Origin of the sequence: Hafnia alvei (genome assembly GCF_964063325.1) — a bacterium.
In the GTDB taxonomy this organism is placed as follows: domain Bacteria; phylum Pseudomonadota; class Gammaproteobacteria; order Enterobacterales; family Enterobacteriaceae; genus Hafnia; species Hafnia alvei_B.
Map to the genome: position 1 here is coordinate 2,986,912 of NZ_OZ061315.1, position 22,916 is coordinate 3,009,827.

A 22,916-nucleotide genomic window follows, 5' to 3' on the forward strand; every position below is an offset into this window, starting at 1 on the left:
ACCGCGCGCTTTTATCCGTGATGGCATTTCCGCATCGGGTCGGCATGCGCCATCCTTGGCGCCTCCTCCCCTCACGCCAACACCCCGTTGGCGTGGCTCGAACAACCAAGACTTAAACTAAACACCAGACGAAAACAGAATGCTTCGTCACTACATCAAGTTCACATGCAGACCTTGTTGAATCAGCACGTCTCCCAACGTGCTGCTGCCGGTTGAGGAGTTGTGGTAAACGTCGTAGGTCACGCCGTTTACTTCACGTTGCCCGCTGACATCCCAGATATCGCCCTGTCCATGCACCAGATTGACCCGATCGCCGATGCTCCCTTTGATCAACAAGTCATCCTGAGGTTTATCCGTGACGTTCAGTGCTTCCTTGAGATCCAAGGTGATAGAGTTATTACCCGTCTTGCCCAGATCGAAAATCTCAATGTGTTCGACTTTCAGCCCCAGCGAGGTGAGATCCAGGTTGAGATTGCTACCGTCCAACACCAGCGTATCGGTGCCCGCTCCGCCATCGATGTGGGTAAAGCCCAAATCGCTAACGTGAACCTTATCGCCGCCTGCGCTACCGGTGACTGAGCCGCCGCTGCTATGCGTGCCGTCGGCCAAATCAATAGTAACGCCGCCGATGGTGAAGGTACCGGAAGTGGATGTGGCCGCCGAATCATCAAGGCTGGTCGCAGAGTGACTCTGTGACAGATGATCCTGTGAGTCAGACTGGCTGGCCGCGACATCATCGAGACTCATGGCCATCATCATTGCCGGTGCTGGCGCAGAGGTTGGCGTGATATCAATAATGTGACCATCCAGACCGACGTTAACGACCACGCCGTTGCCCGCTGAGTCGTGTGCGCTGAGGTTCACCACCTTGTTGAGCAGGAGAAGCTGCAGCAGGTTTAGGGTTAAGTTTAGTGAAGCAGACCAGTTGCCGTTGCCATCCACCGTGGTGTTAGCAGAAAGCGTATCGTTGAGCAGCGAAACATGCACCGCGGCGCCATTCTGCAGATTCTGGGAGGTTCCTGTGATCACCAGTAGTTTGCCGCCAAACAACAGGTCGGTTAACGGTGGCAGAGTCACAATGTTGAGTCCCAGCAGCGGTTGAGCTAGCTTGACCCCCACATCAACGCCGGTGCTGTTGGTGTTGCCTACCACGTCGGTGACTTTCACGCCGATGTGCAATGGACCATCGGTCAGCAATTTCAGCTGGGTTGAGGTTAGATTGAGCGACCACGTGCCGTTCGCATTCACCGTGGCCTGATAGTCTATGGTACCGACTGTCACCACCACTTTGGCACCCGGCAACGCGCTCGTTACCGTACCGGTAAGCAGCTGTGAAACGCCGGACTCGGCGATATTCAAAATACCGTCACCGAATATGCCGCTCGTAATGCCCACGGTTGGCTGGTGGGTGATCACGTTGAGTGAACCACCCGCACTGACCGTATTGCCGATCGGGTTAGTCAACGACACGTTGACGCCTAAACTGCCATCGCCCAACAGTGACAAATCGGTTTTCGGAACGTTAATGCTCCATGAACCGTCATTCCCTACCGTCGTTAGATAAGATTTACCGCCCAATGTTACGGTCAGCTGAGAGCCTTGCGCATTGGTACTGGTGCCGCTAATCACCTGTGCGCTGGCTAAATCAGTGATATTCAGGCCACCGTCGCCAAAAACGCTGCCGATAGTCAGCGTTGGCAGAGCATGCGTAACCACCGACAATATGCCGTTGGCGCTCGCAGGGTTACCCGCCGCATCCTTCGCCGTGACTCCAACCGTTAAGCTCCCATCCAGCAGCGCTTTAAGATCCAATGGCGATATAGACAGGCTCCATGCCCCGCCGCTGCCCACCGGCACCGTGTAGGTTTTGCTGCCCAGCGTTAGCGTGAGCGAACCACCGGCCAAATTCGTGGTAGTACCGCTAATCAGCTGCGACGTCAGCAAATCACCGACGCTCAGCACAGAGTCACCAAACAGGCTACCCAACGTAATGGTCGGCAAGTTGTGAGTCAGCGTGGTCAGTATCGTCGGCAACGAGCTGGTGTTGCCCACCGCGTCGGTCACGCTCACGTTGATATTCAACGGTCCATCAGGTAATCCGCTCAGCAATCCTGCCTTCAGCGTAGCGCTCCACGTTCCGTTCGGGTTGATCGTCGCCGTTAACGGCGTACCGTTAACCGTGATGTTCACCGTACCAGAAGTCAGGTTTGTCACTTTGCCGCTGATGACTTGATCCACCAGCGATTCCGCTTTGTTGAGGAACCCGTCGCCGCTTAACAACGGATCGAGCGTGATGGTTGGTAGATTGGTTAGCCCCACTTTCACGCCGGCCGTGGTCGATGACGTATTGCCGCTTGGCGTGGTCACGGTGACCGTTGCCGTCAGGCTACCATCGGGCAGTTGAGCGAGATTGGCAGGCGTTAACGCAATGCTGAATGTGCCATTGGCTAGCGTCACACCCGTAAAGGTTTTGCCACCGATCAGTACGTTCACCGTTGAACCCAGTGGCGCACCGGTCGCCGTACCGGTAATTAGCTGGTTAGTCGTCGCGTCTACCGCGTTTAACAAACCATCACCGAACAGGGAAATGCCGCTGAGAACGGGTGGTGTTAGGTCAAGTTTAAGCCCAACGCTCTGGTCAACCGGGTTACCGGCAATATCATTGCCTTTCACCTCAACCGTGACGTTGCCACCAACCACACCCTCAAGAATGTCGAGGATTTGCGGCGTGACGGCAATGCTCCACTTGCCGTTGGCGCCAACTACCGCCGTCGCTACCTGAGAGCCGCCAATCAACACCTTCAGCGTTTGTCCTACCATGCCGCTGGTCGAGCCGCCGATCGTCAGACCGCCAGCCAGCGCTTCGGTTAATGACAGCACGCCGTCGCCAAACAGCGGATCCAGCACCACTGTTGGCAGGTTATGGGTAATCACGTTCAGGTTGGTGCTGCTGGTCACCACGTTGCCCGCTGGATCGGTGGCGATAATCACCACTTTTACCGAGCCGTCTTGCAAGCCTGCCAAGACATTTTGCGGAATGGTGGCACTCCACGTGCCGTTGGCATTGACGGTTGTTTGGTAGGTGCCAATCCCCAGCTGTACGGCAACCGTGGTACCGGTGACCATATTGCCAATTGTCCCTGTAACCACATTGTTTGCGGTACTTTCCAATTGGTTCAGGAAGCCATCACCTATCGCAACCACGTTTTGAATCAGCGGTAGATCGGTCAGCGCCAAGTCCACATGCACCGGCGTATGCACAATATTGCCGTTGGCATCAGTCAGCACCAGATCGAAGTCCAAGGTTTTGCCGGTCGCGAGTAGCCAACGGCTTGGGTCGATATTGATACTCCATTTACCGTTGTTGCCCACGCTAACCGTGTATGTCTGCCCGAGGATCGTGGCCGACACGGTTGCACCGGTATAGTTGCCGCTCACGGTCCCCGTCAGGGTTTGCGTCAGCAGCGACTCCGCCAGGTTCAGCACGCCATCGCCACCAATCAGCGTATTGAGCGTATCGCCAAGGCCCGGATTTAACGCCACGTTCAAGCCCACGTTGACTGGAACGCTCACGTTGCCCGCGCTGTCGGTGCTGGTAACGGTAATCACCTGCGGCCCATCGGTGAGGCCTTGCAGATCTACCTTAGCAACGTTTAACGACCATTTACCGTCGTTGTCGGTCAGTACGGTCACGCCAGCCAGCGTGCCCACTTTAATCGTGACGCTGCTGTTCGGCTCCGCCGAACCATTCAGCAAGATCCCCGCGCCGATATTGACAGTGTTGAGCAAACTGTTAATTACGCCGCCAATGCTGAGCGGGTTAATGCTGACTAACGGGATCGTGGTATCAACCAGAATTGGACGGTCAACCTCAACGCTGTTGCCTGCTTTATCCGCCAGCGTCGCGACAATTATTGGGCTGCTCTGCCCAAGCGCGGCCATATCAGTAACTGGAATAATCACTGACCATTTGGCACCGCCTGCACCATCGGTAACAACGGCGGCGCTGTAGGTTTTGTTGTTGAGCGTTATCTGTACGTTCTGGCCAATTTCCGTCACGCTCGCCGTACCGCTGAGCGTTTGCGGCACCGCCGCCTCAGAGGCGTTCAGAATATTATTGCCCGCAAAAGCATCAATAGTCAGCGTTGGCGCGGTGAGATCGACCGTGACATCCAGATTTGCCGTCAGTAGCGGTAACCCCAATGTTACGTTCGCCGTAATGGTGTGGTCTCCCTCAGAGAACACAGAGCCGGGAGCCGTTATCTGCCACGACCCATCGACACCGATAACTACCGGGATGCTGAAAGGAGGTGTGCCACTGATTGTCACCTGAAGCGTACTCAGAGGGCTTAGACCCGAAGAGTGACCGCTGACAGTCACCGTGCCTGAGGCGAGGTCGCTGCTTCCTAGCAGATTGTCCACGCTAATTGGGTCAATCGTCAGCACCGGCACCGCTGCCAGAGGGTTGACGACGTAGATGGTTGGCAGTGATTCCGCTGGGTTACCCGCCGCATCGGTGGCCGTAACGACCAGAGAACCGTTCGGGATATCCACCAAATCAGTAATTTTCAGCGTATAGCTCCATGAGCCGTCGCCGTTTACCGTAGTCGTAAATGGTTTTCCACCAATGTTGACCGTGATGGACTGCCCTACTGATAGCCCGGTTGAACCGCCGGAAATAGTCTGCGAAGCATGCAGGTCGGCATAGTCGATCACGCCGTCGGTAATAAAGTTAGTATTCACCGTAATCGTCGGCGGCGTCAGCGCAATCAGCGCCTGCCCGGTCGAGGAGTTAGTGTTTAACCCTACGTCGGTTACGGTCACCTTAATATCTTGCAGGCCGCTGCCCAGATTTATCGCCGTCATATCCCCCGGCTGTAAATCTAGGGTCCATGACGTACCGCCCGGATTTATCGTGGCGGTAAAGTCGTGGTTGTTGATGGTGACGGTGACAACCGAACCGGCAACCGTTGAATTATTCAACGTTAACGAGCCATGCAGCGTTTGCGTAATTCCGCTCTCGCTGATGCTCAGTGCACCGTCGCCAAACGGCGTATCCAACGTTACGCTTGGCGGCGTCAGATAAGCGGTAAACGTCGGCGCTGGCGTGATGGTGGTTGAGTTACCCGCTGCGTCTTGCGCGGTCAGCGTAATTTGGTGGTCACCGTTGCCGATACCCAATAGGGCTTTCGGCGGCAACGTAATCGTCCAGTTACCGCTAGCATCGACCACGCCGGTATAGATGGTGCCGCCGATATCAATGCTCAACTTAACCTGTTGGTTTAGGCCACTAGAACCCGTTGTTCCCTTCAGAGTCAGCGTGTCATTAGCCTCACCGATATTCAGAAGACCATCGTTAAACAACGTGCCAATAGTTGGGTTAGGAGGCGTTAAGCTGGCGATGTAGCTGCCATCTATCGAGCCAACGTTGCCTGCATGATCGGTCACCTCAACGTGAATCAGCTTAGAACCATTGCCTACGGTAACTAACACGTTTGATGGCACCGACAGCGTCCACTTGCCATCATCCGTCACCAGAGCATCCAGAATTTGCCCACCCACGGTGACTTTAACAATCTGCCCGGCGCCGGTAATACCCGTGCTCCCCGTCAGAGTTTGCGACGTACCCGCTTCGGCAATACTCAGCAGGCCATCACCAAACGGCAGGTTAATGGTTGGCAGCGGCACCACGTGAGTCAGAACCTCGGCGGTTTGCGTCGGTGAGGTCACCACGTTACCCGCCGCGTCTTTCACGGTCACCGACAGTGACCAAGTACCATCTGGCAGCCCCTGTAGGGTGCCAACGTCTAGCGGCAGCGTCCAACTGCCGTTAGGATTCACAATAGCGTTTACCGGCGTACCGTTGATGTTCACGATAACGCTCACGCCCACGTTGGTGGTTAATCCTGACAAACCATGCAGGGAGGTCGCCGTTTGTGAATCCACAAAGTTCAAAATGCCGTCGCCGAACGGCGTATCTAAGGTTGGGATCGGCAGCGTCACTTTAGCGGTAAAGTTTGCGGAGCTGCTGGTTTCAGTATTTCCTGCGCGATCCGTTAGCGTCACGCTCAGGGTATGAGAGGTATCGCTCAGCGCACCGAGCACGTTAGACGGCAGCTGCACCGTCCAATTACCGTTCGCGTCCACGGCGCCCACGTATTTGTTGCCATCCAACGTGATGTACACCGTTTGCCCGGCACCCAGCAGACCTGAATTACCGGTCAGCGTTTGCCCCAGCAGCGCTTCAGCATTGTTCAGCACATTGTCACCAAACAGCGGCAGCGTCAGCGTCGCCGTCGGTTCAAGGTGCGTTAAGACATCCAACTGCCCCGTCGCGCTGCCAACGTTGCCGTAGATATCGGTGGCCGTGACGTTGATCGCCGCTTTACCATCCAGCAAGGTATCGAGCAGGTGACCAGAGACCGGAATCGACCAGATACCGTTGAGTCCCACGCTGCCGATAATCTGCACGCTGTTAACACCACTGCCGATAGTGATAGTGATCTGCGTACCTTGCAGCAAGTGCGTCGAGGTGCCGGTTAGCACGCCGCCCGCCGCCGATTCCGCAATGCTCAGAATGCCATCAACAAACGGCGTATCTAGCGTGAGGGTCGGCAGTAGATGTGTGCCAACGTTCAAAGACAGATCTTTGCTGGTGGTGTTGCCTGCGCTATCGGTTGCCGTCACCGTGATGGTATTGGTGCCATCCGGTAGCGCCTGGAGATCGCCGGCTGAAACCGTCAGTTTCCAGATGCCGTTACCGTCAGCGGTTACCTGCACCGTTTTATTGTTAATAGTGACGCTGACCGTTTGGCCCGCGTCGGTTTTGCCACTTAATATCTGCGAAACCAACGCTTCAGCGTAGTTCAGCACGTTATCCGTGACGAACAGATCGATGCTCAGTAATGGTGCCTGGGTGTCTACCTGTACAGCGTGGGTATCGCTGGCTGGGTTTTTCGCCACGTCGTTCACATTGGCAACGATGTTTTGCGATCCCTGATCCAGTTTTTGTACGTCAGCAGCAGGAACCGTGACGCTCCACAGCCCGTTGGCGTCTACGCTGCCGGTATAGGTTTTGCCACCCAAGGTAACGGTGACCGTTTGTCCATTAGTGACATGCGTTGTGGTACCGGTAATTTGCAGGTCGCTTTGCGCTTCTTTGGCGTTAATCACGTTATCACCGGCTACGGTATTCACGTGAATCGTCGGCAAATCAGCAGGTTGCGCAATAACGGTCACATTGTGAGAATCCGTTGCGGGGTTACCGCTGGTATCGCTCACCGATACGTTGATGCCATCAATGCCGTCAGGCAGCTGTTTAACATCAGCGATAGGGACGTTATAGCTCCAGCTACCGTCCGCATTCACCGTGGTAGTGTAGGTTTTTCCGTTGAGCGTAATCGTGACGATTTGGTTCGCTTCAACGTTGGTTGACGTACCCGAAATCGTCAGCGGAGCGTTAATCTCGGTGGCGTTGATATAGTCATCGCCAGAAACAGTGCCAATGTGAATGGTGGGCTGGTTCGCCGCCGAGGCATCCAATTTAACCACTTGGTTGATGCTGCCGGTATTGCCTGCGGCATCGGTGAGTGAGGCGTTGAACAAGATATTGCCATCGCTCACGCCGTTAAGCGCCCCGGCAGGGAGCGTGAGGCTCCAAGTACCGTCTGGATTAACATTGGCGGTGTAGGTCGCGCCGTTGACTACCACTTTGACAACCACGGTCTGGCCGCTGTCGCCAACCGGCGCGGTGCCTGAAATCACAATCGGGCTGTGCGATTCTGCGGCGTTAATTACGTTGTCGCCGGTGATCGGATCAATAGTCAGCACCGGCAATGTTTTATCGATCTGGGCGCTGCCGCTGATGTTATTGCTGTTACCCACCGCGTCGGTTGCCGTCACGGTAATCGTCTGTGGGCCATCTTTCAGATTGGTGAAATCACCGCTTGGAATATTCACCGTCCAGTTGCCCTGAGCGTCAACCGTGGCGGTATAGTTTTTACCGCCAAAGTTAACCGTTACCTGCTGGCCTGCGCCCGCTACGCCCGTTGTTCCACTCAGCTGTTGGTTACTGCCAGCCTCTGCGGCATTCAAATAACCATCGCCAAACGGCGCATTTAGGGTTGGATGCGGAGCAGTATGGGTAATAATTTCAAAGTTCTGACTGGAGGTGACAGGGTTCCCGGCGTTATCTAATCCAGAGACCGTCAGCGTGGCGGTACCATCAGGGATCGCCTTGGCGGCAGCGGCAGGCACGGTTACGCTCCACACGCCACCGGCCTGAATGGTGGTGTTATAGGTGACCCCGTTGAGGGTAACTTCTATTTTCCCACCAACCGGAATATTAACGGAGGTTCCGTTAACCACCAGCCCTGAAGCCACTTCGGCTGAGTTAACCAGGTTGTCGCCGGTGAGCGGCGATACGGTTAAGGCGCTAGCGGTGGTATTAACCGTGAAATCATGGCTGGCCTGCGCACTGTTGCCGCTCACATCGCTGACTTTAACATCGAGCGTATAGCTACCGTTGTTTAAACCGCTTAATGCACCCGCCGGAATATTGACCGACCAACTCCCATCAGCCTTGACCGTGCCGGTATAGCTGCTACCGCCAATGGTCACCGTCACCACCTGACCCGCTTCCACGTACATGGCTTTACCGGTGACCGTTTGCAGATTCTGTCGTTCAGTGCCATCCAGCACGTCATTGCCTGCAAACACGTTAACGCTGAGCAGCGGCGCAAATTTTGGATCGGAGTCAACCAAAATAGTTTCTTGTAGGCTCGCTCCGTTACCGGCTTTATCTGTCACGCTCACGCTGATGGTGGTATCACCATTGCTCAGCGCTTTTAAATCAGTGGAAGGAATCGAGGTTGTCCAGTTACCACTTGCGTCTACCGTAGCGGTATAGGTTTTGCCATTCAGAACAATGGTCACTTTTTGGCCCGCTTCGGCCCCAACCGCGGTGCCAGACAGCGTTTGTGCCTGCGTGGCTTCCTGAATGTTCAGGCGATTATCGCCAGCAAAATTGTTAATGGTAATCACCGGCGCAACGGTATCGACCGATGCGGTGAGCGAGCCTCCAATCTGGTTACCGGCAATATCGCCAGCGGTCACCTTGATGACCTGATTACCATTTTGCAGCGCCTGCAAATCGGCCTGAGGAACCACCACTTTCCAGTTACCATTCGCATCAACGGTGCCGGTATAGTCATGGCCATTTAAATTCAGAGTGATGGTTTGTCCTGCGCCCGTGATCCCCGTTTTACCCGTAATCGTTTGTGCGCTCTGTGCTTCGCTGGCGTTAAGCACGCCATCACCAAACGGCACATTGATCGTTGGGTTTGGCAAGGTATGCGTGAGCACATTGAGATCGTGCGTTGCACTGACCGAATTACCTTCTTTGTCTTTCACGGTGGCGGTTACGGTGGCGACGCCGTCTTGCAGCGCTTTTAGGTCAACGCTGCTGACCGAAGCCTGCCAACGTCCATCCGCACCGACGGTCGCCTGATAGGTTTTGCCATTTAGCAAGACGCTAACGGAGCTGCCAGCACTCACGTTAGTCGTGGTGCCGGTAATATTGAGTGAGCCATTGCTTTCGGCAACGTTGAGATAGTCATCGCCGGCAATAATCGAAATCGCAATACTGCCGTGCGAAGTATCAGTATCAACGTTGAAACTGAATTTGCCGTTAACGGTTTGTCCCGCCAAGTCGGTAACGCTGACATTACCATTGGCAAGACCTTCAGGTAATTTTTCCAGATCGGCGGATGGGATCGTCAGGCTCCACGAGCCGTTGGAGAGCACATGCGTGGTGTAGGTTTGCCCGTTGAGCGTTACCGTAATCGTGCTGCCGGTTTCGGCATTGGTGGTGGTGCCTTTGAGCACCTGAGCGGTTTGGGCCTCGCTGTTATCCAGCGTGCCGTCACCGGCAAAGGTGGAAACGGTTACCGTTGGCAGAAGATTTTTCACCGCGAAACTATGGCTGCTGCTGGTGCTATTGCCCGCGCTGTCGGTCAGCGTAGCGGTAATCGTGTGATTACCATTGGTCAGCGGCGCGAGATCGTTGGCCGGAACGTTAACGCTCCAGCGGCCATCAGCCCCTACGGTGGCGCTGTAATGCTTACCGTTGATCAGCACATCGACCAGTTTGCCTTGTTCAGAAACAGAGGCTGTTCCTGACACGGCCTGTACTGTTTTTTGTTCGCTGGCATTGAGCACATCATCACCCGCGAATACGCCAATCGACAATTGCGGCGCAATGGTATCAACGCTAAAGCTGCCGTTTATCTTGCCATTGTTGCCTGCCACATCGGTGGCAGATACTTGATACGACAGCGAGCCCTGCGGGAAACCGTGCAAATCGCTGACCGGAACCGATACTTGCCAATTACCTTGCGCATCAACGACGGCGTTATAGACTTTCCCCCCAAGGGTGATCGTCACCGTTTGCGCCCCGTGGATGCCTGAAGTTCCGTTCAGAGTCTGAACCTTGCCCGACTCCTGCAAATTCAAAATACCGTCGGTGAACGGCGTATCAATGGTTGGCGCAGGTAACTCATGCGTCAACACGTTGAGCGTATGTTGGCTAGAAACCACCTTGCCCAGTGAATCCGTCACCGACGCCGTGATCTTGGTGGCACCATCAGCCAGCAGCGCGAGATCGGCTGGCGGTACACTGACGGTCCAATTTCCAGCGATACCGACCGTGGCACCATAGGTTTTACCGTTGAGAAGCACTGTGACATGGGCTCCAGCGCTGACACCCACGGTAGTACCGTTGATTGCCAGCGGCTGCTGTGCCTCGCTGGCGCTTAAGTAATCGTCGCTAGAAACAATGGAAATAGCGATGGATGAGTTGTCACCCGAGGCTTTAAAGCTATGGCTACTATTCGCCGTTTGATTCGCCAAATCGGTAACGCTAACGCTAAAACTATGGTTGCCCACCGACAGCGAACTTAAATCGCTAGAAGGAATAGTGACTTTCCAAGAGCCATCAGATTGCACGGTGGCGAGATAGGTTTTGCCATTGTCGAGTTTGATGGTGACCACGCGCCCGGCTTCAACGTTGAGCGTGCTTCCGCTGAGTACTTGGGCAGTTTTTGCCTCCGCGCCGCTCAAGGTGTCATCACCGGCGAATTGTGCAACGCTGATCGCTGGCGTAGTGGTTTTTACATCAAACTGTTCAGTCTTGGTGCTGGTGTTGCCATATTTATCGGTAATAGAAACCAATAGATTGTTCTGACCCTGCGGCAGATGCTGTAGATCCCCGCTGGTGACGCCAATGCTCCACGTACCATCAGCCCCGACCACCGCCGTGTAGCTTTTCCCGTTTAACGTGAGCGTAACTTTTTGGCCGGCATTATCTGCGCTGGTTTTCCCGCTCAGGCTCTGAGTTAGCGTACTCTCTAACTTGCTCAGAACATTGTCGCCCGCAAAGGCATTGAGCGTTAAATCCGGCAGTGCCGTTTTGACGTTGACCACCAGCTGTGTGGTGGTGCTGTGGCCTGCGCTGTTGGTCAAGCTGGCGCTGATATTCAGGCTGCCCTGTGGCAACGCCTGCAAATCGGCGGTTGGAATATTGATACTCCAATTCCCATCTTTGCCCACGATCCCAGTGTAGGTTTTACCACCAAGGGTGATCGTCACCGTGCGCCCCGCATTCGAGGCCGTGGTGCTGCCGCTTAACACTTGGCTGGCTAAGCTTTCGTTGTGGTTAAGAATGTTATCGCCCGCAAAAGCGTTCACTTTTAGGGTTGGATTTCCCGTCAATGTGGTGTCGACATTGAACTGCTCGGTCTTGGTGTTGGTGTTGCCGTATTTATCGGTGATGGAGACCGATAACGTATTCTTGCCCTGCGACAGGTGCTGTAGATCACCGCTGCTGACACCAATACTCCACGTGCCGTCTGCCCCAACCACGGCGGAATAGGTTTTCCCGTTTAGGGTGAGCGTGACTTTTTGGCCGGCGTTAGACGCGCTGGTTTTCCCACTCAGGCTCTGAGTGACCGTGCTCTCCTGCTGGTTCAGGATATTATCGCCCGCAAACGCATTGAGGGTGAGATCAGGCAGCGCCGTTTTGACGTTAACCACCAGCTTGGTCGTGGTGCTGTGGCCTGCACTGTTGGTCAAGGTGGCGCTAATATTCAGGCTACCCTGCGGCAGAGCCTGCAAATCGGCGGTTGGAATATTGATACTCCAACTCCCATCTTTGCCCACAATGCCAATGTAAGTTTTCCCGCCAAGGGTGATCGTCACCGTGCGCCCCGCATTCGAGGCCGTGGTGCTGCCGCTTAGCACTTGATTGGCTAAGCTTTCGTTGTGGTTAAGCACGTTATCGCCCGCAAAGGCGTTCACTTTTAAGGTTGGATTGGTTGTTCCTCCATTGCCATTACCATTGCCGCCGTTGCCATTGCCATTGCCATTGCCATTTCCATTGCCATTTCCACCATTTCCATTTCCTGAGCTGCTGTCTCCATGCCCTCCGCCTCCCCCACCTGCGGCCAGTGCAATACCGCCGCCGATAGCTAATGCCCCGAGAACTCCGCCAATCACGCCAGCAGAGATACCATCATGCCCAACTAACGTCGTGATCCCGTCACCCAGCGTCTCATAAGTCGGGATCACTGTTTGCGCGGTAGAAGAACCTGCCATGTCTGCAAATGGGAAAATGGCATGGTGTGTCGTTTTGCCATCGTCGAAAACGAGTTCGCTGTGCTCACCGTGCTCATCGAGAAAGAAAAAGCGTTGATAGCGCACGGTCGATCCATCTTTCATGTGGACAATCAAATCATTGCCCTGCCGCTCATAGCTGGCCACTAAGGAAGAGTCACCGTGGATTTTCACCACGCTAGACTCTGTCAACGTCACTACTCGATTTCCTTGAGCATACTGAGCAATTTGTTTCCCATTGGAACGAGTAACAATATCAACGCTTCCTGAACCAGCAGATACGCCAGAAGATAAATTTGACTGTGCCATAACCACTCCTTTCAATCACTTTGCTGTGTATAAAGCGCGCCTGAACGCAGCGCAAACTTAGCCGCAGCCCAGCTGATAAGCCGTGCTGTGAAATCATTGACCTGGTTAAAAAACTTAAAAACAGAGAATCGAAACGTGTAGATACTTTCTAAATTATAAATTCTTACTTAGAAATATATAAACAACGATTGATATTAAGGCAATTGGATATTTACATAAATTTAACTGCATCTCACACTTTAGACACAATCCAGCGATATCCCATTGAGCGGATTTTTTATGAAAAAAATTATTACCAGTAAATACATGACGTTAAAAGTAAATTTTCATGACGAAAAATAAAATGTTTAATGTTAATGATTAGTAATTTTATTCATTCATAAAATCCATCATTAGCCGCACTAATCATAATTTCTAATTATTTGTTATCGGTCTTTACAGCCATATCTTTAACGCCTAAAGTTAATCAATCATATGATTAACTTTATAGCTTGAAATGAAACCATCGACAAAGCCATCAGATTCGCCGATGACTTCTCGCGGCGAACAGGCAAAGCAAGCACTGATAGACTCCGCCGTTGCCTTGTTTGGTGAACGGGGCTTGGAAGGCGCAACGACGCGCGATATCGCTTTAAAAGCGGGGCAAAACATTGCCGCGATTACCTACTATTTTCAGTCCAAAGAGGGGCTTTATCTCGCCGTCGCTCGTTGGATCAGCGACTTTATCCGTCAGGCTTTTGCCCCCCTACAGCAAGAGTGTTCATTATTTCTTTTGCAGAAAGACCCCAAACCTGATGCGTATTTAGCTTTCATTCATCGAGGGCTTGCTATCTTCTGCCACCTGATGACACAGCCAGAAACGCTGCACCTCAGCCAAATTATGTCACGTGAACAGCTGGCGCCCACGGCCGCCTATCCGCTGATTCACCAACAGTGCATCGCGCCACTGCATCGTCTCATGACACAGTTGGTCGCGGGTTACAGTGGACTCCCTGCGGATAGCGCAGTGACAACGCTGCATACCCACGCCCTGTTAGGCGAAGTGCTGGCTTTTCGTATGGCACGTGAAACGATCCGCATTCAGGCTGGATGGGAGTCAATCGGCCCCGAACAGGCCGACCTGATTAACCAAGTTTTACAACAACATATTGATTTACTTCTGAACGGATTGCGTATGACTTATTCGTCAACGGCGCAATCGACTACGGATGGGATGAGTGATGAATAACAAAAAACTCGTTGGAATCGTTGCTGTTTTAGTGATTATCGCGTTGGCGATTGGCAGCATTTATTACTACCGCAGCCAAGAAGAACGGGGGTTAACGCTGTACGGCAACGTTGATATTCGTACCGTTAACCTTGGTTTTCGGGTAAGTGGTCGCTTAGCTTCACTGGCCGTAGATGAAGGCGACGCCGTCGCCCCTGGCGCGCTATTAGGAAAGCTCGATGACGCCCCGTTCATTAACTCGCTTAATGAAGCCAAGGCCAATGTGGCCGCCGCTCAGGCTCAGCTGGATTTGTTGCTAGCAGGATATCGTTCAGAAGAAATTGCCCAAGCACGCGCTGCCGTGGCGCAACAACAGGCGGCGTTCAGCTATGCCGACAGCTACTTAAAGCGTCAGCAAGGCCTATGGGCCAGTAAAGCCACGTCTGCCAATGATTTAGAAGATGCTAAAACCGCACGTAATCAGGCCTTAGCCAATTTGCAGGCCGCCAAAGATAAACTCTCGCAGTACGAAACCGGCAATCGCCCACAGGAAATCGAACAGGCGCAGGCCGCTTTAGCCCAGGCACAGGCGGCAGCCGATCAGGCCGAACTGAACCTAAAAGACACCCAACTCTTTGCACCTTCCACCGGCACCGTTCTCACTCGCGCCGTTGAACCCGGCACCATGCTGGCCTCTGGCAGCACCGTATTTAGCGTTTCACTCACCCGTCCAGTATGGATCCGCGCCTATGTGAGCGAAGAAAATCTGAACCGTGCGATGCCGGGAACCGAGATTGAAATCTACACCGATGGCCGCCCAGATAAGCCTTACCACGGCAAAATCGGCTTTGTTTCGCCAACCGCAGAATTCACACCGAAAAGCGTCGAAACGCCGGAATTACGTACCGCGCTGGTCTATCGTCTGCGCGTCATTGTCACCGACGCCGATGACAGCTTGCGTCAGGGCATGCCAGTGACCTTACGTTTTAACGATAACGGAACAAAACGCTAAGGGATGTGATGATGAGTGCGCAACATGAAATCGTGCTCGACGGCGTAGAAAAACGTTTTGCGGGCATGGATCAACCGGCGGTCGCGAGTCTTTCCACGCGCATTGCCAGCGGCGCAGTAATGGGGCTGGTTGGCCCCGACGGCGCAGGTAAAACCACGCTGATCCGCATGCTGGCCGGTCTGCTAAAACCCAGCGCCGGCACAGTGAGCGTCGTGGGTTTAGACCCGCTCACGCAGGACAGCGAATTACACGCCATTTTGGGCTATATGCCGCAGAAATTTGGCCTGTATGAAGACCTCACCGTTATCGAAAACCTGACTCTGTATGCAGATTTACGCGGCGTCATCGGTGAGGAGCGGCGAAAAACCTTCGAGCGCCTGCTTAAATTTACTGATTTAACCCGTTTTACCGAGCGCTTGGCGGGTAAGCTGTCAGGCGGCATGAAGCAAAAGCTAGGATTAGCCTGTACGCTGGTCGGCGAGCCTAAGGTTTTATTGCTTGATGAGCCGGGCGTCGGCGTCGACCCTATTTCTCGTCGAGAGCTTTGGCGCATGGTGCACGAGCTGGCCGATGAAGGGATGCTGATCCTCTGGAGCACTTCCTATCTCGATGAGGCCGAACAGTGCCGTGAGGTTCTGCTGATGAACGAAGGCCAGCTGCTCTACAGCGGCGCGCCGCAGCAGCTTACCCAACGTATGGCCGGGCGCACCATTTTGCTGCGGGCTAAAAATATCTCACATCGAAAATTACTTCAGCGCGCCATCTGCTTGCCCTCGGTCAGCGACGGCGTGATCCAAGGCAAATATCTGCGTCTTATCCTGAAGGATAACGTCGATCACCACGCATTATTAAATGACTTAGACCAGCCTGACGCCGAACTGCTGGAAGCTGAACCGCGCTTTGAAGATGCCTTTATCGATCTGTTAGGCGGCGGGCCGGATCATGAATCTGAACTGGCAAAAATAATGCCGCAGGTGAAAGTTGATCCCAGCGAAACCGTGATTGAAGCCCAGCAGCTCACCAAAAAATTTGGTGATTTCGCCGCCACCGATCACGTTGATTTTCAAGTTAAACGCGGCGAAATTTTTGGTTTACTGGGGCCAAACGGCGCGGGTAAATCCACCACCTTTAAAATGATGTGCGCCCTTCTCAAACCCACCAGCGGTAAAGCGCTGGTGTTGGGTATGGATCTGAAAACAGATTCAGGCCGGGCGCGCCAGCATCTGGGCTATATGGCGCAAAAATTCTCGCTGTATGGCAACCTTACGGTGGCGCAGAACCTGAAGTTTTTCTCCGGCGTTTACGGGCTGAAGGGGAAACAGCAAAAGGAAAAAATTGCTGGCATGGTCAACGCGTTTAACTTCACTCCCATTTTGAATCAGACCCCGGACTCTCTGCCACTCGGTTTTAAGCAGCGGCTGGCGCTGGCCTGTTCGCTGATGCATGAGCCCGACATTCTGTTTTTGGATGAGCCCACCTCGGGCGTCGATCCTCTCACCCGCCGAGAGTTTTGGCTGCACATCAACGGTATGGTTGATAAAGGCGTGACTGTGATGGTGACGACGCACTTTATGGATGAAGCGGAATACTGCGATCGCATCGGGTTAGTCTATCGCGGCAAAATCATTGCTGCCGGTTCTCCCGATCAGCTCAAACACAGCGTCGCCAGCGATGACAATCCCAATCCAACCATGGAACAGGCTTTCATTGAACTGGTTCAGGGCTACGACAAGGAGCAGACGGCATGAGTGAAAGCGTCAACAGTATTCACTTTTCATGGCGGCGATTGCGCGCGCTGTGCCGCAAAGAAACGGCTCAGATCCTGCGCGATCCCAGCAGCGCGCTGATTGCGGTGGTGATCCCATTGCTATTGCTGTTTATTTTTGGCTATGGCATCAACCTCGACTCCAGCAAACTGCACGTGGGTATTTTGATGGAGCAGCAGTCAGAAGACGCCCGCGATCTGACCAATACATTTCTTGGCTCACCTTTTATCGCAGCCACGGTCAGCGACAATCGACAGGCGCTGATTAAGCAAATGCAGGCGGGTAAAATTCGTGGGCTAATCGTCATCCCCGTTGATTTCTCTGAACAACTGGCGCGTCCGCAGGGAAAATCCCCTATTCAGGTGATTACCGACGGCAGTGAGCCAAATACGGCAAACTTTGTGCAAGGCTACGCGGAAGGCATTTGGCAGATATGGTTGCAGCAGCGCGCCGTTGATAACGGTGGAGAATTCAAGCCGCTTATCGACGTTCAGCTACGCTATTGGTTTAACCCTGCCGCTATCAGCCAGCACTTTATTATTCCTGGAGCGATAACCATTATTATGACGGTTATCGGCGCCATCCTGACATCGCTGGTCATTGCCCGCGAGTGGGAACGCGGCACCATGGAAGCACTGCTGTCTACGCAGGTAACACGTACCGAATTACTGCTGTCAAAACTGCTGCCTTATTATGTACTGGGCCTGCTGGCCATGACGCTGTGCATGGCGGTTGCCGTCTTTGTGATGGGGGTTCCTTACCGAGGATCGCTGCTGATTTTATTCGTGATGACCACGCTGTTTCTTGCCAGCACACTCGGGATGGGGCTGCTTATTTCAACGATTACTCGTAATCAGTTCAATGCCGCAATGGTGGCACTCAACGCGGGGTTTCTGCCTGCCGTTATGCTTTCTGGCTTCATTTTTGAAATTGACAGTATGCCCGCCATTGTTCAGGCCGTGACCTATGTGATCCCCGCCCGCTACTTTGTCAGCACCTTACAAACCCTATTTTTGGCCGGTAATATCGGCAGCGTGCTGATGGTTAACCTGCTGTTTTTAATTATTTCTGCCGTAGTCTTTATCGGACTTACCGCGTGGAAAACCAAGCGCCGACTGGATTGAGGATTTTTCATGTTCTATAGGCTGTGGACATTAATCATTAAAGAACTTCAATCGCTGCTGCGCGATCCACAAACACGCGCCATTTTGATCATGCCGGTCATTTTGCAGGTGGTGCTGTTTCCTTTTGCCGCAACGTTGGATGTCACCAACGCCAGCATCGCGATCTATAGCGAGGATACCGGCCAGTCGTCGGTAGAACTCACCCAGCGTTTTGCCAAAGCCGAAGCCTTTAGCAACGTGCTGCTCCTGCACAGCCCACAGGAGATCGCTCCAACCATTGATAACCGTAAAGCGCTGCTGCTGATCCGCTTCCCCGCCAATTTTTCGCGCGATATTTTGTCAGGCCATCAGGCACCGTTACAGATAATCTTGGATGGCCGTAGCTCCAACAGTGCACAAATCGCGGCAAACTATGTGCAGCAGATCGTCCGTGATTATCAACAAGAACTTGTCAGCGGACAGCCTGTATCCACTCACGATCTGGCCCAGAGAAACTCCGAGCTCGTCATACGCAACTGGTACAACCCAAATCTTGATTACAAATGGTTTGTGGTGCCGTCGCTGATTGCCATGATCACCACCATCGGCGTGTTAATCGTGACGTCGCTGTCGGTGGCACGCGAGCGCGAGCAGGGAACGCTGGAGCAGCTGTTGGTTTCACCGCTGAATACTTGGCAAATATTCGTTGGGAAGGCGATTCCCGCCCTGATTGTCGCCACGTTTCAGGCCTCAGTGGTGTTGCTGATCGGGATTTTTGCCTACCAAATTCCGTTTGCCGGATCTCTTTTGCTGTTTTACTTCACTATGCTGGTCTACGGGCTTTCGTTAGTGGGGTTTGGTCTGCTGATCTCTTCGCTGTGCTCAACGCAACAGCAGGCATTCATTGGCGTGTTTGTGTTTATGATGCCCGCGATTTTGCTGTCCGGTTATGTATCGCCGGTAGAAAATATGCCGGTTTGGCTGCAAAATCTCACATGGATAAATCCAGTTCGGCACTTCACCGATATCACCAAAGAGCTTTATTTGAAGGACGTGAGCTTCGATATTATCTGGCATAGCCTGTGGCCACTTCTGGTGATTACCTTAACCACCGGCAGCGCCGCCTACGCAATGTTTAGACGTAAGATTGCATAGCGAACACTTAGACAACGCATAAGCAGCTTCAAGTATGAAGGGGATAAGGACTCTTGCTATACTGCGGCATAGTCTTTGCCGCAGACGCAATGTCATCATCTTAGATAGGGTTAGATCAGCATCATGTTAAGTCCGAAGGAATCATCCAATAGTGCCGATGCCTCTCTCTCTGGGATCACGCGCAGCTATATGCTGTTTATTTTCCTGCTGGTGCTGGCTAATTTGCTGTATGGCTATAACTATGTGAATGCCTATATCAACAGCAAGCAAACCATGTTGGCGACGGTTGCCGATCAGTTGCAAAAGCGTATCGAGACCTACCGTTTTGTGACCTATCAGGTGTATGACAACCTTTCGGCTTCTAATTCTGTGCAACTGCCCTCTCCGGTCAATGAGATTCGGTTACGCCCTGATATTTATCTATTGGAAAAGAGCCGCCATAAAACCGACGCCTTGATTTTTGGTCAGCATGACGCTAGCACCAGCGATTTAGCGCTGCGCATGTCAAACTATCTCGATATTTTGTGGGGCGCGGAAACTGACACCTATTCCATGTATTACCTGAACGGGCAGGATAACAGCCTGATCTTGGTCTCGACGATGCCGATGAAAGATCTGTCTGCACGTTATAAAGAGGGATATTTGGGTAACGTGGTCGAGTCTCGGAAAACCGAAATGCTGCAACAGTCTAACTCCTTAGACGAACGCGAAGGTTTCTCGGGATTGCGTAAATTCCGTTTCCTAAACTCCTACTATTTCACGTTGCGCACCACCTTTAATAACCCCGGGCATTTAGCTACCGTCGTCGCTTTCGATCTACCTATTGGCGATATTTTACCGCGTGATTTGCCGGTTCAACGATTCCTGATCACGGAAAATCCTGAATCACCGTCAGAATTAATGTCGCGTGAAGAACTGCCAGAGGCTTTCTCGACGCTAAGATGGCCGTGGTTAACGATCAGCGCCCCGCTGTATAACACACCGCTGAAGATCGATTTCAATATTCCGATGACAACGCTCACCGTGGATATGCTGAGGAATAATTTCTGGCTAGTGCTGATTAATTTATTGGTGTTGGTGCTGTCATTCACCGGCTTTTATTTCGTGCGCCACCAATATATTCGTCCGGGAAAACGCATGGCTGCCCAGCTTAGCGCCCAGCAGGAAATGAATCAGGAAATTATTACCCATCTGCCGATTGGCCTGCTGATTTATCGTTTTGACACCGATACCGTGGTTGCCAGCAACAAAATTGCCGATCACCTGTTGCCTCACCTTAGCCTGAGCAAAATTGCCAGCATGGCTCAAGAACATCAGGGCAGAATTCAGGCAACGGTCAACAATGAAATGTATGAAATCCAGATGGTGCGCAGCCAGCAGAATATTAAATCTGCCCTGTTCTTAATGCGCGATCTGGATAAAGAAATGATGGTCAGCAAAAAACTAAAACAGGCGCAGAGCGAATATGAGAAAAATCTGACCGCCCGTAAAATCATGACCACTAATTTAAGCCGCGAGCTTAATGCGCCGATGAGTAATATTCAGCAATTAGTTGCTGATATTCAAAATAATAAAAATGATCCACGCCTGTTGGATTTACTGTGGGGCGAAACACGCCATGCGCAGGCTCTGATTGATGAAATTACGCTGCTGACCGAAATTGAGAATCGGGACTGGCGTCCGATGACCGAAACATTCAACCTCAACAAACGCATCGATGAGTTGCTAAAGCGTAGTTTACCCGAGCTGCGTCGCAAGGGGCTAACGCTAATCAACCACACGGATATTGATCCAGATAAAGAGTTTATCGGTGATATTCGTTCGCTGGAACAAGTGCTTTCCATGCTGCTGCACTATTCCATCATTACCACGGTGTATGGAAAAATCACCCTGAAGGTGACGCAGAAACCGGAGTCTCCTGACCATATTTGCTTTGAGCTCAGCGATACCGGCACCGGCGTATCCAATAAAGAGATCAATGGATTACGCTATCCAAACCTCGGTGAGCCGCAAAGCGATCGCTTCGCTAGAGGGTCAGGAATGACCTACTATCTTTGCGCCCAGCTGTGTAAACGCATGAGCGGCAGATTGGATATCCAAAGCAAAGACGATATCGGAACGCGTTACAGCTTTAGCTGCATCATGCATCCCGTTGAGCATCCAGAAGAAGAGTCGGAAAAGCTGCTCGATGGGATCACCGCCTATCTGCAAATCACCTCCGATGAAATTCGTAGCCTGATCACGCATAAACTGGCTGCTTTTGGGGCCGCATCCATCATTGCCGACGGCCGCGATGCCAACGAAGAATATGATATTACGCTCACCGATGCGCCTGAAAGTGCGGAAGATTACACCCTGCTGTTAGTCTCCGATATTGACGGCTTTGAAGAGTACGCGCCGCATCGCATTAAGGCTAACTTTAACCTCACCGAGCCGCTCATTGACGCCATTTTGCTGTTGATTGAGCAACAGATTGCGGTCACAGAATCGCCAATCGATGCGGAATATGCTGAAAATGCAGATCCTTCATCTGATAGCTCTCCTTTTAAATCAAAGGATTACTTTTCTCTGTTTGTGGAAACAGTACCGGAAGATGTACAGAAACTGTATACTGAAGCTGAACAGAGTGATTTATCCCCGCTTTCTCTGACTGCGCACCGACTTAAAGGTGTTTTTGCCATGCTTAATATTCCCACCGGCAAAACTCTATGTGAACAGTTAGAACTCGCCATTAAAGAAAGCGATGTAACAAATATAAAGATTTTGATCAGTCAGATTGATACTTTTGTCAGCCGACTGCTTCTACTAGGTAGCCAACAACATGAATAACCTAAATGTAATTATTGCTGATGACCATCCAATTGTCCTATTCGGTATTCGGAAGTCACTTGAACAAATCGAATGGGTTAACGTTGTCGGGGAATTTGAAGACTCAACGGCATTAATCAATAGCTTATCTAAGCTGGATGCGAATGTACTGATCACCGATCTTTCCATGCCGGGCGACAAATACGGCGATGGCATTACCTTGATTAAATATATCAAGCGCCACTATCCGCACCTGTCCATTATTGTTCTCACCATGAACAATAACCCTGCAATTTTAAGTGCGGTTCTGGAATTGGATATTGAAGGGATTGTTCTTAAGCAAGGCGCGCCAGCTGATTTACCAAAAGCTCTGGCTGCATTGCAGAAAGGCAAGAAATTCACCCCAGAAAGCGTGTCCAAACTGCTGGAAAAAATTAGCGCGAGTGGCTATGGCGACAAACGCTTGTCACCCAAAGAAAGCGAAGTATTGCGCTTATTTGCCGAAGGTTTCTTGGTAACAGAAATCGCCAAAAAGCTAAACCGCAGCATTAAAACTATCAGTAGCCAGAAGAAATCAGCCATGCTGAAACTGGGCGTCGATAATGATATTGCGCTGCTGAACTATCTTTCTTCCGTCAATATTATGTCGGTGGATAAAGACTAAGTTTAGACCGAGTCTCAATATGGCATTATGCCATGACGGTGTAAGGTTTCGTTCGCCAATCAGCAACGGCATTTGCCTATAAACTGAGTGAAGGCGACCGATGAGGGTGGATCAGAGCGTCCACCCTTAACCCGCGCTCTTTTATCCGAGATGCAATCTCCGCTACGGTTTGGTATCGCCCATCCAGGGCGCCCCAAACTCCGGCACGTTGTTCTTCAGCCGA

The 22,916-nt window shown here is 52.3% G+C and carries 8 protein-coding genes; 7 read left to right on the top strand and 1 reads right to left on the bottom strand.

The window, feature by feature from the left end:
- Positions 1–150: 150 nt before the first annotated feature.
- Positions 151–12,978: an Ig-like domain-containing protein gene (locus tag AB3Y96_RS14335; RefSeq protein WP_367299512.1), complete on the bottom strand. Its 12,828-nt coding sequence runs from the start codon at positions 12,976–12,978 to the stop codon at positions 151–153.
- A gap of 496 nt (positions 12,979–13,474) precedes the next feature.
- Between AB3Y96_RS14335 and cecR the strand changes: the two genes are divergently transcribed.
- The 7 genes from cecR to rcsB all read left to right on the top strand — a co-directional run bounded on the left by cecR (position 13,475) and on the right by rcsB (position 22,693).
- On the top strand, positions 13,475–14,206 hold the full coding sequence (cecR, locus tag AB3Y96_RS14340; RefSeq protein ID WP_072309109.1) for a transcriptional regulator CecR: 732 nt from the start codon (positions 13,475–13,477) through the stop codon (positions 14,204–14,206).
- On the top strand, positions 14,199–15,197 hold the full coding sequence (gene hlyD / locus AB3Y96_RS14345) for a secretion protein HlyD (protein WP_367299513.1): 999 nt from the start codon (positions 14,199–14,201) through the stop codon (positions 15,195–15,197). The genes cecR and hlyD overlap by 8 nt, the downstream gene beginning before the upstream one ends.
- A gap of 8 nt (positions 15,198–15,205) precedes the next feature.
- The gene (locus AB3Y96_RS14350) at positions 15,206–16,945 is read left to right on the top strand and encodes an ATP-binding cassette domain-containing protein (RefSeq protein ID WP_139130948.1); all 1,740 of its coding nucleotides are present in this window, start codon (positions 15,206–15,208) and stop codon (positions 16,943–16,945) included.
- The gene (locus tag AB3Y96_RS14355) at positions 16,942–18,087 is read left to right on the top strand and encodes an ABC transporter permease (RefSeq protein ID WP_072309106.1); all 1,146 of its coding nucleotides are present in this window, start codon (positions 16,942–16,944) and stop codon (positions 18,085–18,087) included. The genes AB3Y96_RS14350 and AB3Y96_RS14355 overlap by 4 nt, the downstream gene beginning before the upstream one ends.
- 9 nt (positions 18,088–18,096) lie before the next feature.
- Positions 18,097–19,221 (top strand): ABC transporter permease, encoded by a 1,125-nt coding sequence (locus AB3Y96_RS14360; protein ID WP_072309105.1) that lies wholly within the window; start codon positions 18,097–18,099, stop codon positions 19,219–19,221.
- A 123-nt stretch (positions 19,222–19,344) separates the two neighbouring features.
- Positions 19,345–22,050, top strand: a complete 2,706-nt coding sequence (gene rcsD, locus AB3Y96_RS14365) for a phosphotransferase RcsD (RefSeq protein ID WP_367299514.1) — start codon at positions 19,345–19,347, stop codon at positions 22,048–22,050.
- The gene (rcsB, locus tag AB3Y96_RS14370; protein ID WP_025798039.1) at positions 22,043–22,693 is read left to right on the top strand and encodes a response regulator transcription factor RcsB; all 651 of its coding nucleotides are present in this window, start codon (positions 22,043–22,045) and stop codon (positions 22,691–22,693) included. The genes rcsD and rcsB overlap by 8 nt, the downstream gene beginning before the upstream one ends.
- The last annotated feature ends 223 nt before the right edge of the window (positions 22,694–22,916 follow it).

Coding starts and splice junctions, on each gene's coding strand:
- cecR (WP_072309109.1), top strand. CDS start 13,475: ATGAAACCATCGACAAAGCCATCAGATTCGCCGATGACTTCTCGCGGC.
- AB3Y96_RS14360 (WP_072309105.1), top strand. CDS start 18,097: ATGTTCTATAGGCTGTGGACATTAATCATTAAAGAACTTCAATCGCTG.
- AB3Y96_RS14350 (WP_139130948.1), top strand. CDS start 15,206: ATGATGAGTGCGCAACATGAAATCGTGCTCGACGGCGTAGAAAAACGT.
- rcsB (WP_025798039.1), top strand. CDS start 22,043: ATGAATAACCTAAATGTAATTATTGCTGATGACCATCCAATTGTCCTA.
- AB3Y96_RS14355 (WP_072309106.1), top strand. CDS start 16,942: ATGAGTGAAAGCGTCAACAGTATTCACTTTTCATGGCGGCGATTGCGC.
- hlyD (WP_367299513.1), top strand. CDS start 14,199: ATGAATAACAAAAAACTCGTTGGAATCGTTGCTGTTTTAGTGATTATC.
- AB3Y96_RS14335 (WP_367299512.1), bottom strand. CDS start 12,978: ATGGCACAGTCAAATTTATCTTCTGGCGTATCTGCTGGTTCAGGAAGC.
- rcsD (WP_367299514.1), top strand. CDS start 19,345: ATGTTAAGTCCGAAGGAATCATCCAATAGTGCCGATGCCTCTCTCTCT.